At 67.0% G+C, this 14,326-nt stretch carries 12 protein-coding genes and 5 tRNA genes; 14 read left to right on the top strand and 3 right to left on the bottom strand.

Features of this window, described 5'->3' with window-relative positions; translation table 11 throughout:
* Nucleotides 1-45: 45 nt before the first annotated feature.
* The 3 genes from H7F30_RS11595 to H7F30_RS11585 all read left to right on the top strand — a co-directional run bounded on the left by H7F30_RS11595 (nucleotide 46) and on the right by H7F30_RS11585 (nucleotide 3,937).
* The gene (locus H7F30_RS11595) at nucleotides 46-612 is read left to right on the top strand and encodes a TetR/AcrR family transcriptional regulator (RefSeq protein WP_187035236.1); all 567 of its coding nucleotides are present in this window, start codon (nucleotides 46-48) and stop codon (nucleotides 610-612) included.
* Nucleotides 613-725: 113 nt separating this feature from the next.
* The gene (locus H7F30_RS11590) at nucleotides 726-2,300 is read left to right on the top strand and encodes an acyl-CoA carboxylase subunit beta (protein WP_255464804.1); all 1,575 of its coding nucleotides are present in this window, start codon (nucleotides 726-728) and stop codon (nucleotides 2,298-2,300) included.
* Nucleotides 2,301-2,311: 11 nt separating this feature from the next.
* A complete protein-coding gene (locus H7F30_RS11585; protein WP_255464803.1) occupies nucleotides 2,312-3,937 on the top strand; it encodes an AMP-binding protein in 1,626 nt (541 codons plus the stop codon).
* A gap of 71 nt (nucleotides 3,938-4,008) precedes the next feature.
* On the opposite strand, the gene msrB is transcribed toward H7F30_RS11585, so the two are convergent.
* Complete coding sequence (msrB, locus tag H7F30_RS11580; RefSeq protein WP_222617803.1) at nucleotides 4,009-4,431, bottom strand: peptide-methionine (R)-S-oxide reductase MsrB; 423 nt, start codon at nucleotides 4,429-4,431, stop codon at nucleotides 4,009-4,011.
* A gap of 125 nt (nucleotides 4,432-4,556) precedes the next feature.
* On the opposite strand from msrB, the gene ligD reads away from it, so the two are divergent.
* Nucleotides 4,557-5,609, top strand: coding sequence for a non-homologous end-joining DNA ligase (ligD, locus tag H7F30_RS11575; protein WP_187035234.1), 1,053 nt, complete (start codon nucleotides 4,557-4,559; stop codon nucleotides 5,607-5,609).
* 184 nt (nucleotides 5,610-5,793) lie between these two features.
* Nucleotides 5,794-6,114, top strand: a complete 321-nt coding sequence (locus H7F30_RS11570; protein ID WP_047311547.1) for a hypothetical protein — start codon at nucleotides 5,794-5,796, stop codon at nucleotides 6,112-6,114.
* A 12-nt stretch (nucleotides 6,115-6,126) separates the two neighbouring features.
* Here H7F30_RS11570 and H7F30_RS11565 read toward each other — a convergent pair whose 3' ends face one another.
* Complete coding sequence (locus tag H7F30_RS11565; RefSeq protein WP_047311733.1) at nucleotides 6,127-7,179, bottom strand: ATP-dependent DNA ligase; 1,053 nt, start codon at nucleotides 7,177-7,179, stop codon at nucleotides 6,127-6,129.
* A 37-nt stretch (nucleotides 7,180-7,216) separates the two neighbouring features.
* Here H7F30_RS11565 and H7F30_RS11560 point away from each other — a divergent pair, with 37 nt between their 5' ends.
* Nucleotides 7,217-8,389, top strand: a complete 1,173-nt coding sequence (locus tag H7F30_RS11560) for an alpha/beta hydrolase (protein ID WP_187035232.1) — start codon at nucleotides 7,217-7,219, stop codon at nucleotides 8,387-8,389.
* Between the two features lie 140 nt (nucleotides 8,390-8,529).
* Nucleotides 8,530-9,663: a PPK2 family polyphosphate kinase gene (locus H7F30_RS11555; RefSeq protein WP_187035230.1), complete on the top strand. Its 1,134-nt coding sequence runs from the start codon at nucleotides 8,530-8,532 to the stop codon at nucleotides 9,661-9,663.
* Nucleotides 9,664-9,758: 95 nt separating this feature from the next.
* Here the strand turns inward: H7F30_RS11555 and glgX are convergent, their stop codons facing one another.
* Nucleotides 9,759-11,876, bottom strand: a complete 2,118-nt coding sequence (gene glgX, locus H7F30_RS11550; RefSeq protein ID WP_187035228.1) for a glycogen debranching protein GlgX — start codon at nucleotides 11,874-11,876, stop codon at nucleotides 9,759-9,761.
* A gap of 108 nt (nucleotides 11,877-11,984) precedes the next feature.
* Here glgX and H7F30_RS11545 point away from each other — a divergent pair, with 108 nt between their 5' ends.
* The 7 genes from H7F30_RS11545 to H7F30_RS11515 all read left to right on the top strand — a co-directional run bounded on the left by H7F30_RS11545 (nucleotide 11,985) and on the right by H7F30_RS11515 (nucleotide 14,302).
* Nucleotides 11,985-13,139, top strand: a complete 1,155-nt coding sequence (locus H7F30_RS11545) for a YihY/virulence factor BrkB family protein (protein ID WP_118913221.1) — start codon at nucleotides 11,985-11,987, stop codon at nucleotides 13,137-13,139.
* 155 nt (nucleotides 13,140-13,294) lie between these two features.
* Nucleotides 13,295-13,367: transfer RNA gene (locus H7F30_RS11540), tRNA-Gly, on the top strand.
* A gap of 38 nt (nucleotides 13,368-13,405) precedes the next feature.
* Nucleotides 13,406-13,476, top strand: a tRNA-Cys gene (locus H7F30_RS11535).
* A 1-nt stretch (nucleotide 13,477) separates the two neighbouring features.
* Nucleotides 13,478-13,552: transfer RNA gene (locus H7F30_RS11530), tRNA-Val, on the top strand.
* A 100-nt stretch (nucleotides 13,553-13,652) separates the two neighbouring features.
* The gene (locus tag H7F30_RS11525) at nucleotides 13,653-14,039 is read left to right on the top strand and encodes a DUF5709 domain-containing protein (RefSeq protein WP_047311550.1); all 387 of its coding nucleotides are present in this window, start codon (nucleotides 13,653-13,655) and stop codon (nucleotides 14,037-14,039) included.
* A 101-nt stretch (nucleotides 14,040-14,140) separates the two neighbouring features.
* A tRNA-Gly gene (locus H7F30_RS11520) sits at nucleotides 14,141-14,216 on the top strand.
* Nucleotides 14,217-14,227: 11 nt separating this feature from the next.
* A tRNA-Val gene (locus tag H7F30_RS11515) sits at nucleotides 14,228-14,302 on the top strand.
* The last annotated feature ends 24 nt before the right edge of the window (nucleotides 14,303-14,326 follow it).

Raw genomic sequence — 14,326 nt, 5'->3', positions numbered from 1 at the left:
ACGCTCGTTCTAGACCAACGATAACGCACGTTATATTCTGGCGCCGTGGAACCCCGCAAACCCGTTCGCGAGCGCCTGCTCGACGCTGCCGACGCGCTGCTGTTCGTCGAGGGTGCCTTCGCCACGCCCGTCGACACGATCCTCAAGGCCGCGGGGGCGTCGCCGCCCAGCCTCTACTCGCACTTCGGGAACAAGGAGGGCCTCATCGCGGCGGCTCTGCATCGTCGGTACGAGGTGTGGAAGCAGGTCTGGGACGACGAGATCGCCGCAGCCCCGGATGACGCAGGGCGCGTGCTCGCGCTGTGGAACGCGTTGCGCACCTACCAATCCGAGCGGATGACGGAGCGCTGGTGCGCTTTCACGGGTACGGCTGCGGCGTTCCCCGACCCGGCGCCGGAACTGCGGGGGATCCTCGACCTCGAGACGGCGCTGTTGCGTGACAGGCTGCTCGAGACGGCCACCCCCATTGCGGGCGAACGAGCCGAAGCGTTGGCGTCTGCCCTCATGGTGACGTACGCAGGAACGATGGCGCTCATGCTGCGCGAGCCGTACGAGAAAGCGATCGACGAGGGGCGCGCCGGAGCGGCGTCCCTGTGCGCCGCCTTCGCCTGACGACGATGTCTGATTCTGTAGACGTTGCGCGTCGTATGTGACGCCGAACGTCTACAAAATCGGCTGTTCGCGATCGACGTGAAGGGGATGGCTCAGCCTTTAGCGTGTGTGACGTGACACACGTGGAAGGGGACGGTGTGCCCGAGGAAAACCCGCTCGCCGCTGAACTCGACGAGCACCGCGCCCGGATCGCCGATGGGGCCCGCCCCGGGGCCATGGCCAAGCGCGCCGCCACCGGCCACCGCTCGGTGCGCGAGAACATTCGAGATTTCGTGGGCGCCGGAACGTTCCACGAGTACGGCTCGGCGACGATCGCCGCCCAACGCTCACGCCGCGACCTCGACGACCTCAAGGCGTCGACGCCCGCCGACGGCATGGTGACGGGTGTGGCGCGGGTACCGGTCGACGGCGGTGAGCTGACCTGCGTCGTGCTCGGGTACGACTACACCGTTCTCGCCGGAACGCAGGGCTACTTCAACCACAAGAAGACCGACCGCGCACTCGAGGTCGCGCGCGAGCGCCGACTGCCGGTCGTGCTCTTCGCCGAGGGCGGCGGCGGGCGTCCTGGTGACGTCGATGCGATGCTCGTCAGTGCCACGGGGCTCGACCTCGGCACCTTCGCGGCGCTCGGTGCGCTCAACGGCCTCGTCCCGACGGTCGCCGTCGTCACCGGCCGCTGCTTTGCCGGCAACGCGGCCATGGCGGGCACGTGCGACATCATCATCGCAACGGTCGACAGCTCGATCGGTATGGCGGGCCCCGCGATGATCGAGGGTGGCGGACTGGGCCGCGTGGCGGCAGACGAGGTCGGCCCGATGAGCGTCCAGGCACCGAACGGGGTCGTCGACCTTGTCGTCGACGACGACGCGCAGGCCGTCGAAGCGGCGCGCGACTACCTCTGGTTGCTCTCCGGACTCCCTGGCACGGGCGAGGCGCCCGACCAACACGTGCTGACGACGCTCGTGCCCCAGCGCCGCAAGCTCGTCTACGACATCCGCACGGCCATCGAGACGCTCGCCGACGACGGCTTCGTCCTCGAATTGCGGCCCGAGTTCGCGCCGAATGCTGTCACCGCGCTCGTCCAGATCGGCGGACGCACCTGTGGCGTCATGGCCAACGACTGCGGTGTGCTCGGCGGGGCCATCGACGCGGCGGCCGGCGACAAGTTCGCGCGCTTCATGCAGTTGTGCGAGGGCTACGGCATCCCGCTTGTCTCCCTCTGCGACACACCGGGATTCATGGTTGGCCCCGACGCCGAGCGCGAGGGAACGGTACGGCACGTGAGCCGGATGTTCGTCGCAGGTGCGCGCCTCACGGTGCCGACGATCGTCGTCATCACCCGCAAGGGCTACGGCCTCGGCGCGATGGCGATGGCGTGCGGGGGCTTCCGACGAACGTCGGCCACGCTGGCCTGGCCGACGGCGGAGATAGGCGCCATGGGACTCGAAGGAGCGGTGCGGCTCGGCTTCGCCAAGGAACTGGGCGCCATCGAAGACCCTGCGGCTCGTGAGGAGCGGTTCGAGGAACTCGTCGCGCAGCAGTACGAGCAGGGCAAGGCGCTCAACGCGGCACGCCTCGACGAGATCGACGAGATCATCCACCCCGCCGAGACCCGTGAGCGCATTCTTCAGCTCATCGGCGGATTCCCGGGCGAGCGCTCGACACGGCCGTACATCGACACCTGGTGAAGGAGCACAACATGGGGGAGAACACGATGACACTGGAGGCCTACCTTGACGACGTCAGGGCGCGGCAGTCACGCCACCGCGGGTCGGGGTGGAGCGACGAGGTCGACTACCCGATCGGTCGGGTGACCTTGCCCGCACACGTTGAGCACTGGGCGGGGGAGCGACCGGATCGGGTCGCCCTCGTCGACGGCCCGACGACGATGACGTACCGCGAACTCGACGACGCCCATCGTCGTGTCGCCGGGTGGCTTCGGGAGCACGGCGTGACGAAGGGTGACCGAGTTGCAGTGCACCTGGGCAACCGACACGAATTCGTCGTCACGTTCCTCGCGGTGTTGCGTCTCGGCGCGGTGCACGTGCCGGTGAACCCGATGTTCAGCGCCCACGAGGTGGCCCACGAGCTGCGCGACAGCGAGGCACGGATCATCGTGACGTCGTCGGTCACCGAGAAGCCGGCGCGTGACGGTGCGGCGCAGGTGGAGCACGAGTGCGAGGTCGTGGTGGTCGACGACGGCTCGTCCCGGATGACCGATGGGCCGCGCGTGGATGATGACGCAGGGGAGTGGAATGCCCTCGCGGCGCTCAACTACACCGGTGGCACGACGGGTCTGCCGAAGGGTTGCTGTCACTCGCAGGGGGACATGGTCTACACAGCGGCGAGCACCGCACAGGCGAACGGCCTCGATGCCCACGGTGACTTCACGGCGCTGTGCTACCTGCCGATCTTCTGGATCGCCGGGGAGGATCTCGGCATCCTGCTCCCTGTCGTCCTCGGCGGTACGAGCGTTCTCTTGTCGCGGTGGAACGCCGACGCCGTGCTCGATGCCGTTGAAGAGCACCACGTCCAGGTCATGGTCGGCACGGTCGAGAACTACCTCGAACTCATGGCGCGCGACGACATCGGCTCGCGCGATCTGTCGTCGCTCACCGATCCGCAGGCCGTCTCGTTCGTTCGCAAGATGACTCCCGAGGTGCGTGCCTCATGGACGGCTGCCGTCCCGGACGGCGGTGTGCTTCGTGAGGCCGCCTACGGCATGACGGAGACGCACACGATGGACACGAGCCCCTACGGGCTGCACGCAGACGACATGGACCTGCGTGCCGAGCCCGTTTTCTGCGGCCTGCCCGTGCCGGGAACCGACATCGCCGTCGTCGAATTCGGCACGCAGACACCGGTGCCCGTGGGCGAGACGGGCGAGATCATCGTCCGCAGCCCGTCGGTCACGAGTGGCTACTGGCGCAACGAGGAAGCCACCCGACGTCAGCTCGTCGACGGATGGCTCCACACCGGCGACAACGGACGTATCGACGACGAGGGCTTCGTGCACTATCTCGGACGCGACAAGGAGATGATCAAGGTCAAGGGGATGAGCGTGTTCCCGGCCGAGGTCGAGATGGCGGTGGCGGCTCATCCTGCCGTCGTAGCGTGCGCCGTCGTTGCAAAGCCCGACGACGAGACGGGGGAGCGCCCGGTCGCGTTCGTCACGGTCACCCAGGCGGTCGATGCCGACCGGCTGCGCGAGTTCGCTGCTGAGCGCCTGGCTGCCTACAAGGTTCCCGAGATCCGCGTCATCGAGGCGATGCCCATGACTGCGACGGGCAAGATCCGCAAGAACGAGCTGGGCGCGCAAGGCTGACCCGTTCCCCGCCCACCCAGATCGGGCCCTTCCACCGTGCGAGTGGAAGGGCCCGATCGGGGTTCGGCTATTCAGTTCTCGTCGGCGGGCTCCAGCGTCATGCTGATCGAGTTGATGCAGAAGCGCTCGTCGGTCGGCGTCGGGTAGCCCTCGCCGCGGAAGACGTGGCCGAGGTGGCTGTCGCAGTTCGCGCACCGCACTTCGGTACGCACCATCCCCATGCTGCGGTCCTCGAGGAGCGTGACGTTCTCGGCGTCCTCGGGCGCGTAGAAGGACGGCCATCCGCAGTGGCTGTGGAACTTCTCCTTGCTGGTGAACAGCGTTGCGCCACAGGCACGGCAGCGATACGTGCCCGCCGTCTCGGTGTCGGTGTACTCGCCCACGAACGGACGCTCGGTGCCTCCCTGGCGCAGGACGGCGTACTCCTCGGGCGTCAGCTTCTCGCGCCACTGCTCGTCGGTGGCGTCGTTCATGGTGCGGGGCAGGTCGCTCATGTCGCTCCTTCGCGGGTGGGGTGCAAAGTTCAACGTCGGGCGCTGCCCAGACCTTCCCGATGTTGCCTGGGAAACGCGGCATCGGTGACGCGGCGCCCGCTCATCATCGGCTTAGGGTGGCGAACATGAGCGCTGCAGCCGTCGTCCTCGAGATTCCCGGACCGGACGACGAGGTCCGCAAGGTCAAGGTCTCGAGTCCCGATCGTCTCGTCTATCCCGACGACGGGGTGAGCAAGCTCGACGTCGTCGAGTACCTGCTCGCCGTCGCGGAGCCGTTCCTGCGATGGAGCGGTGACCGGCCCATCGCGTTGGAGCGCTACCCGAAGGGCCTGGGGGAGAAGCCCTTCTTCTCGAAGAACCCGCCGAAGGGTGCGCCTGCGTACGCGCGCTCGGTGATGTGCACCTACCCCAGCGCGCGGGCCCACGAGCAACTCGTGCTCGACGAACCGGCGATGCTCGCATGGTGCGCGCAGATGAACACGGTGACGTTCCACCCGTGGCCGGTGAAGGCGGACAACAACGACAACCCGGACGAGTTGCGCATCGACCTAGACCCCCAGCCGGGCCGTGATTTCACGGATGCCGTCGAGGCGGCGTTCGCACTCAAGGAGCTCATGGAGTCGCTAGGGTTCACCCCCTTCGTCAAGACGTCCGGTAACCGGGGCGTGCACGTGTACGCGCGCATCGCGCCGACGCACGAGTTCCTCGACGTGCGCCATGGCGTCATCGGCATCGCGCGCGAGTTGGAGCGGCGCCTACCCGATCTCGTGACGACGGAATGGTGGAAGGAGCTGCGCGGCGAGAAGGTCTTCGTCGACTTCAACCAGGCCAACCGCGATCGGACGATCGCCGCGGCCTACTCGCCGCGACCGCTCACGGGAGCACCGGTGTCGATGCCGGTGGCCTGGTCTGAGCTGCGGGACGTGAAGCCGAGCGACTTCACCGTCCGAACCGTCCCGGGCATCGTTGCCGACCGTGGTGACGCCTGGGAGCCGGCCGACGGCGCGTCGATGAACGATCACGTCGGGGACGTGGCCGCCGCCATTGCGCTGTGGGACGCCGACGTCGAGCGCGGCCTGCCCGAGATGCCCTTCCCGCCCGACTACCCGAAGATGCCCGGCGAGCCCCCGCGCGTCCAGCCGAGCCGCGCGAAGAAGGCGCCCACCACCGACGCCTGATGCGGCGCCACGACTGTTGGGCAGGGTTTCCTGCGGTTGGGTAGTGATCGCCTCGGCCCAGCCGCAGGGAACTCTGCCCAACGCGGTTGCGCGGCCCGTCGGGCACCGCCCAGCCGCGCGAATCAGCCGATCGTCATGTCAAGCCAAATTGACATCTACGTGACGTGGCTCCTACCATCATTGGATGCCGAAGATCAGCAAGCCGTTGCCGCAGGAGCTTCGCGGCATCTCCGAGAAGTCCGTCGAAGAGGCCGCCGCCCGCATCATGGAGGGCTTCCGGGTGCAGACGCACCTGTTCACCAAGGACGAGCTCGAGGGCCTCGCGATGCTCAACAACCTCATGAGCGACACCATCAAGTGGGTCGTCGCCGAGCGACGCGCCAAGGGTGACTCGTGGTCGCAGATCGGTTCGAGCCTCGGCATCAGCAAGCAGGCCGCGCAGCAGCGCTTCGGCAAGAAGGCGCCGGCGCCCGTCGTCGACGAGGATGTCGCCATCAGCGCCTGACGGCGTCGCCTCTCAGGACGAGCGCAGCACCCGTCCCAGGTCATACGCGGGTGCGCGGTCGACCTGCTCCATCGTGCACGACTCCGGCTCACGGTCCGGGCGCCAGCGCAGGAACGACACGGCGTGACGGAAGCGGTGGCCCTCCAACTGATCGAACGCCACCTCGACGACCCGTTCCGGACGTACCGTGACGAACGACACGTCCTTCGACGCGCTGAAGCGTGAACGGTCCGTCTCACCCGTCACCGCGTCACCCTCCTCGTCGCGCACGACGAGCGGCTCCAACTCCTCGACGAGTTCTTCGCGCCGCTTGGCGGTGAAGGCGCTGATGCCTCCGACGTTGTAGAGCTTGCCGTCGTCCGCGTAGAGGCCGAGCAACAGCGACCCCACGCCGGACCCGCTCTTGTGCACGCGGTAGCCCACGAGCACCGCCTCCGCAGTGCGCTTGTGCTTCACCTTGATCATCGTGCGCTTGTTCTGCTCGTACGCACCGTCGTCGGCCTTCGCCACGACGCCGTCGAGTCCGGCGCCCTCGAACTCCTCGAACCAACGCTGCGCCTCGGCAGGGTCGTCGGTCGTGCGGGTGAGGAACAGCGAATCCGAGTCCGGCAAGTCGGCGAACACCGCCTCGAGCCGTGCGCGGCGCTCGGTGTAGGGCAGGGCAGTGAGATCCTCGTCGCCCAGTGCGAGCAGGTCGAAAGCGATCACCTGCGCGGGCGTCTCGGTGGACAGCTTCTCGATGCGCGAGGCCGCAGGGTGAATCCGCTGACCGAGCGCGTCCCAGTTGAGGCGCTGCGCGCCCGGCTCGCCGCTCGTCACGACGATCTCCGCGTCGAGAACGATCCGCTCCGGCAGAACCCCGAGCAGGTGCTCCACCACCTCGGGGAAGTAGCGCGTGAGCGACTTCGTGCCGCGTGACTGCAACTCGACCTCGTCGCCGTCCCGCGCCACGATGCAACGGAATCCGTCCCACTTGGGCTCGTACGTGTAGCCGGCGTCGGTGGGCACGCGCGTCGCCGCCTTGGCCAGCATCGGCGCGACGGGGAGATCGAGAGGCAGATCCATGCCGACCATTCTCGCGCGCCGGTGAAAGGATGGGAACGTGCAACGTCCATCTGCTCGCCGTTCCCTGGCCATCGGCGCGATCGTCGGTGGCTCCCTCGCTGCCACGACCTCGCTCGCGTCCGTGGCCGTTGCCGCGTTCTTCGCGCGCAAACTCGTCACGCCGGAGCGCGAACGTCCGGATGACGCAACGGTGCTCACCGTCAGACACGGACGCGACGGACGTGTCACCTCCGCGGTCTTCGCCCCGACCGTCGAGTCCCGCGCCCCGGGCCGCTATGGGCTCTTCTGGGACAACGAACGCGGTCACGCCCGAATCGGCGAGGTGCTCGGCGAGACCGAGCACGGCGACATCATCCGTCGCGTCGACTCGGTCACCCGCGGCGACCTCGCACCCGGGCGCGCCCGATGGAGCGGCTGGTACGTCGACGGGTCACCCCAGGACGCCTACGGCATCGAGACCGAAGACGTCGTCCTCGAAACCGAGTACGGGCCCGCGCCCGCATGGGTGACACACGCCGGGGACGGTCAGCGCTGGGCCGTTCTCGTCCACGGGCGTGGCGCGCGTCGCGGCGAAACCCTGCGTGCCGTACCGGTGCTTCACGACCTCGGTATCACCTGCGTTGTCACGAGCTACCGCAACGACTTCGAGGGCCCGCCGAGCCTCGACGGGCGTTACGGCCTCGGACTCACCGAGTGGAAGGACGTCGAGACCGCCGTTCAGTACGCCCTCGCGCACGGCGCCACGAGCGTCGATCTGCTCGGGTGGTCCATGGGTGGCGCCATCACGATGCAGTTCCTCGCACGCTCCGAATTCGCACCGTTCGTGCACAAGGTCGTGCTCGACGGTCCGGTGCTCGACTGGGCTGATGTCATGCTCCACCACGCGCGTGCCAATCGCGTGCACTCCAGCCTCGCGACGCTGTCCGGGTTCCTCCTCGGAAGCCGCACGAGCCGGCACACCATCGGGGTGAGCGAGGCCGTCGACATCAAGCTGACGAACTGGGTCGAGCGCGCCGACGAACTCGTCAAGCCGATGCTCGTCATCCACTCCGTCGACGACGAGTTCGTGCCGTACGGGCCGAGCGCGGCCGTCGCTGCGGCGCGCCCGGATCTCGTGCGCTGGGAACGTTGGGAGGTCGCGCGACACGTGCGCGAGTGGAACACCGACCCGGAGCGCTGGGAGAGCGTCGTTCGCGACTACCTCGCCTGACGAGCCGGGGCTCTGCCCACCTCAACGGACGCCGAGGCCTTCTGCGCGCGAACGAGAGTCGGCGAATCACCGCACGAGGACGACGCCGGTTGAGCGCCGAACCATAGCGCGACACGTCGCGTTCTGTGATGATGACAAGCATGGGCAAGAACAAGGACAAGGCGTCCGCCGACGCCGACACGAAGTCGAAGAAGCGTGACGACGAACTGACCTCGAGCGACAAGAAGAAGGTCGCCGATCAGGCATCGGAGAAGGCCGCGAAGGCCAAGGCGAAGGCCGAAAAGGCTCCTGCCAAGAAGAAGGGCAGCGCCAAGAAGGCCTCGTCGAAGCCCGCCACCGAAGCCGCGAAGAAGGCCAAGAAGGACGAGGCAGTCAAGGCCGCGAAGAAGGTCGGCAAGGACAAGTCGACGAAGAAGTCGAAGAAGAAGCACAAGGCGCAGCTGAGCGACTTCACCTCGGCGCTCAAGGTGACGCCCGGCTTCTCCCTGGCCGACCTCGACGCGAGCAGCACCCCCGCGTTCGACGGCGACCAGAAGAAGGCCGAGAAGCTCATGCGCAAGACCGGCGAGGAACTCGCCGACCTGCAAGAGCGTCTCTACGCCAGTGAGCGTCACCCCGACGGTCGGAGCGTCCTCCTCGTCGTTCAGGGCATGGACACCTCGGGCAAGGGCGGCATCATGCGCCACGTCATCGGCAGCATCGACCCGCAGGGCGTTGAGCTCACGTCGTTCAAGGCACCGACGAAGGAGGAGCAGGCTCACCCGTTCCTCTGGCGCATCCGCAACGCTCTGCCGAAGCCCGGCTACATCGGCGTCTTCGACCGCAGCCAGTACGAGGACGTGCTCATCGTGCGTGTCCACGACCTGGTCTCGCGCCCGGTCTGGATGCGCCGCTACGGACAGATCAACGCCTTCGAGGAGTCGACCGTCGCCAAGAACACGACGATCATCAAGGTGATGCTCCACATCGACGCCGACGAGCAGAAGGCGCGGCTGGCCGAGCGACTCGACAACCCGGAGAAGTTCTACAAGTTCAACCCGGGCGACCTCAAGGAACGCGCCTACTGGCCCGAGTACCAGGATGCCTACCAGGCAGTGCTCGAGCGCACGTCGACGGACATCGCGCCCTGGTTCGTCGTTCCGGCGAACAACAAGTGGTACGCGCGCCTGGCCGTGCAGCAGTTGCTCCTCGAGCACCTGCGCTCGCTCGACCTCACGTGGCCCGAAGCGACGTTCGACGTCGAGGAGCAGAAGGCCGCGCTCGCGCAGCTGTGAGGGCGGACACCGGTCAGCGCCGAAACGACGAAGGCCGTCGCCGTCCGAAGTGGACGGTGACGGCCTTCGTCGCGTTCAGCTCAAGGAGCGAACGCTCACTCGGCTTCACGCGGTGCCTGCAGCACGGCGACGGTGCGCGCCGGCAGCTTCACCTGCTCGCCCTCGTTCCACTCGCTGTTCTCCTGTTCGTCGTCCTGCGAGCTCGTGATGGCGAAGCTCCAGTCCGCCTCGCGCACGACGTCGGGAATGGTGAACTCCGCTTCCTCGTGTCCGGGGTTGAAGAACATGAGGAAGTGGTCGTCGACGACCGGCTGACCCTTGGCGTCGTTCGTGTGGATGGCGTCGCCGTTGAGGTAGACCATGAGGGTGCCGGCGCCGGAGGTCCAATCCTCGTCCTGCATTTCCTCGCCGCTCGCGCGGAACCACACGATGTCGCCCCACTCGCTGCGTCCGCCGTGCTGCGCCTCACCGGCGAAGAAGCGACGACGCTGGAACGAGGGGTGCTCACGGCGCAGCGCGATGAGCTGCTTGGTGAACTCGAGCAGTGAGCTGCGGCGCTCGTCGAGATCCCAGTCGATCCAGGAGAGTTCGTTGTCCTGGCAGTAGGTGTTGTTGTTGCCGTCCTGGGTGCGGCCGAGCTCGTCCCCGTGCAGCACCATCGGCACACCCTGTGACAGGAGCAGCGTCGTGAGGTGGTTGCGGATCTGACGCTCGCGCAGCGCGAGCACGCCTTCGTCGTCTGTCTCGCCTTCGACGCCGCAGTTCCAGGACCGGTTGTGGCTCTCGCCGTCGTTGTTGTCCTCACCGTTGGCGTCGTTGTGCTTCTCGTTGTACGACACGAGGTCGCGCATGGTGAAGCCGTCGTGCGCCGTGACGAAGTTGATCGACGCGATCGGGCGGCGACCCGAGTGGGCGTACAGGTCGCTCGAACCCGTGAGGCGTGAGGCGAACTCGCCGAGTGAACCCGGTTCGCCGCGCCAGTAGTCGCGCACGGTGTCGCGGTACTTGCCGTTCCACTCCGTCCACAGGGGCGGGAAGTTGCCGACCTGGTAGCCGCCGTCACCGACGTCCCACGGCTCGGCGATGAGCTTGACCTGGCTGATGACCGGGTCCTGCTGGATGATGTCGAAGAACGCGCTCAGGCGGTCGACCTCGTGGAACTGACGCGCAAGGGTGGCGGCGAGGTCGAAGCGGAACCCGTCGACGTGCATCTCGTTCACCCAGTAGCGCAGCGAGTCCATGATGAGCTGCAGCACGTGCGGGCTGCGCATGAGCAGCGAGTTACCCGTGCCGGTGGTGTCGAAGTAGTGCGCCTTGTTGTCGTCGACGAGGCGGTAGTACGCCTCGTTGTCGAGACCGCGGAAGCCGAGCGTCGGGCCGTTCTCGTTGCCCTCGGCGGTGTGGTTGTACACGACGTCGAGGATGACCTCGATGCCGGCCTCGTGAAGGGCCTTGACCATCGCCTTGAACTCGGTGACCTGCTGGCCGCGCGACCCCGACGCCGAGTAGGAGTTGTGCGGCGCCAGGAAGCCGATCGTGTTGTAGCCCCAGTAGTTCGTCAGGCCCTTCTCCTGCAGCGTCGTGTCCTGCACGAACTGGTGCACGGGCATGAGCTCGATGGCCGTGATGCCGAGGTCGACGAGATGGCCCACGATCGCGGGGTGACCGATGGCGGCGTACGTGCCACGAATCTCCTCGGGCACGTCCGGGTGCGTCATCGTCAGGCCCTTGACGTGGGCTTCGTAGATGACGCTCTCGTGGTACTCGTGCTGCGGCGGGTGGTCGTGACCCCAGTCGAAGTACGGGTTGATGACGACGCTCAACATCGTGTGGCCGAGCGAGTCCTCGTCGTTGCGCTTCTCCGGTGAGAGGAAGTAGTAGCTGAACAGCGACTCGTCGCCGTCGATCTGGCCGTCGATGGCCTTGGCGTAGGGATCGAGCAGCAGCTTGTTGACGTTGCAGCGCTGGCCGTCCTCGGGGGAGTAGGGGCCCTCGACGCGGTAGCCGTAACGCTGACCGGGCTGAACGCCGGGCAGGTAGGCGTGCCAGACGTGGCCGTCGACCTCCGTCAGTTCGATGCGCTGCTCATTGAGATCTTCGTCGATGAGGCAGAGGTACATCTTCTCCGCGACCTCGGAGAAGATCGCGAAGTTGACGCCGGTGCCGTCGAACGTGGCACCGAGGGGGTAGGGCTTGCCCGGCCAGATATCCATGGGTTTACCTAACCACGAGCAGGGGACAACCCTCGATTCGACTACTTTCGGGTGGACGCTCGGGCGTGGCAGCACGAATTCGGGCCGTTCGGTCGCTAATTTTGCGGCGTGAGTGAGCAACCGGTCGTAGAGGAGCCCTCCCGATTCCGCACGTTCGCTCGCACCTGGGCCCGCCGTGTGCCGGGCCTCTACGCACTCATCCGCCTCGTGCTCGTCACGGTGCGACAGTGCATGCGCTACCGCGTGACGGGTCTCGCCTCGGAGGCCGGCTTCTTCGCCCTGTTGTCTTTCCCGCCCCTCGTCTACGGGCTGCTCGGCGTCATGGGTTACGTCGGTCAGGCACTCGGTGGGCGCACGGTCGACGAGATCACCGGCTCCATCGAGGCGTCCATGGCGAGCGTGCTGTCGGGCGAGGCATTGCAGAACGTCCTCATGCCGACCCTGCAGGACGCCCTCGACGGTGGCCGCCCCGATGTCGTCTCGATCGGGTTCCTCATCTCGCTGTGGTCCGGTTCGCGCATGGTGAACGTCATCATCGACACCGTCTCGATCATGTACGGCCAGGGCGGGGAGCGAGGCATCGTGCGGACGCGCATGCTCTCGGTCGCCCTCTATTTCTGCGCGCTACTCGTCATGGGTGTCGTGTTGCCGCTCATCGTGCTCGGCCCGGACCTGCTCGGACGCCTCCTGCCGCCGGGCTTCCTGTTCCTTCTGTCGCTGTACTGGCCGGTGGTCGGCGGCCTGACGATCGTGGCATTCGCGACGCTCTACTACATCGCCACGCCGATCCGGACGCCGTGGGTGCGCGACCTGCCCGGAGCCGCCTTCACGCTCGTCGCGTGGGTCGTCATCTCGGTCTTCCTGCGTAACTGGCTGTCGGCTTCGGTGGGCGGCATCTCGATCTACGGGCCCCTCGCCGCGACGATCATCGTGCTTATCTGGTTGTACTTCCTCGCGATCTCGGTGCTCATCGGCGCGGCCCTCAACTCGGCCGTCGCGCGGCTGTGGCCGGTTGCCTCGGCGCCGAAGGGCGTGCGTGCGCGTACGAAGGGCCTCATCGAGGAGCAGGTGGCCAAGGTGCGCTCCCGCGTCCTCGAGACGAGCGATCGCCCGTATGACCAGGAGGACCTCGACTCCCTCGGCGCGAGCCACGTGCGTCCCGAGGGGGAGCGGACCCCCGCGCGGCTCACGGCGGCCGACGGTGCCCATGACGAGGCCGCAGGCACTGAAACGCAGGACGACGCGGAGCGTCGCTCGGCCTGAGCTGCCGGTGAGTGCGGGCGGTGGACGAGTCGATCTCGTGCCCACGGCGGTGCCTACCCTGGGCCGAGTCCCCTGTGCCTGCGACAAGTTGGCGCCCGCAACAGGGATGGGTTAGAGTTTCACCTCGTTGCGACGCGCACTGCGCGAAGCTTCAGGCGGACATAGCTCAGTTGGTAGAGCGCAACCTTGCCAAGGTTGAGGTCGCCGGTTCGAGCCCGGTTGTCCGCTCTGTGTCTTCTTGGACACGTGCGAGATTTTACTCGCGTGGTGGAGTGGCCGAGAGGCGAGGCAACGGCCTGCAAAGCCGTCTACACGGGTTCAAATCCCGTCTCCACCTCGGGCGATTGGCGCAGCGGTAGCGCGCTTCCTTGACACGGAAGAGGTCACTGGTTCAAACCCAGTATCGCCCACCAGTTCGATGACGATCCCCGTAGCCCTTCCGCTGCGGGGATCGTTCGCGTTTCGGTCCGGCTCCCACGTCGATCCGCCGGAGCCGCCTGTCATGATGGCCCCATGACTAACCACGAAGACGAAGGCACCCTGAGCGAATTCGCCGACCAGGCTTCGGCGGCGGACGACATGAGCGGCCGCGAGTACGAAGAGGCCCTCGACGCCGGCATCACGGCCCCTGAGAAGCAGCCCCGCTGGGCCGACCACGGCGGCACCGAGACCCTCGACGAGCGCCTGGCCGAGGAAACGCCGGACGTCGACCCCGACTCCGCGTACGGCAACCCCGACGGTGTCTCGGAGGAGGTGGACGCACGCGAGGCCGGTCGTCTCGTCGCCCCGGACGAGGGCGAACGAGAGGACGAGGAGAAGGACCTCGTCGCGTCCGACGAGGGTTACGCCGGCGGTGACGAGAGCGCCGAGGAGTCGGCGATCCACGTCGTCGAGGAGTGAGCGAAGCCGCCTGAGCGCTGCGCACATCCGCGATTTGGTGAACGATCGATGAACCGGGTAACGTTCTCGTCGTTGCCGAGACCGCGAGGTCGAGGAAACAGGCGGACATAGCTCAGTTGGTAGAGCGCAACCTTGCCAAGGTTGAGGTCGCCGGTTCGAGCCCGGTTGTCCGCTCCAATCCCGTTCTCGGGCGATTGGCGCAGCGGTAGCGCGCTTCCTTGACACGGAAGAGGTCACTGGTTCAAACCCAGTATCGCCCACCACCTCGAATCACCCCCGGCCGAGCG

Source organism: Dermacoccus sp. PAMC28757 (genome assembly GCF_014302635.1).
In the GTDB taxonomy this organism is placed as follows: Bacteria; Actinomycetota; Actinomycetes; order Actinomycetales; family Dermatophilaceae; genus Dermacoccus; species Dermacoccus abyssi.
The sequence above is the reverse complement of the archived record's forward strand: the minus strand, read 5'-3'. Positions and strand labels throughout refer to the sequence as shown.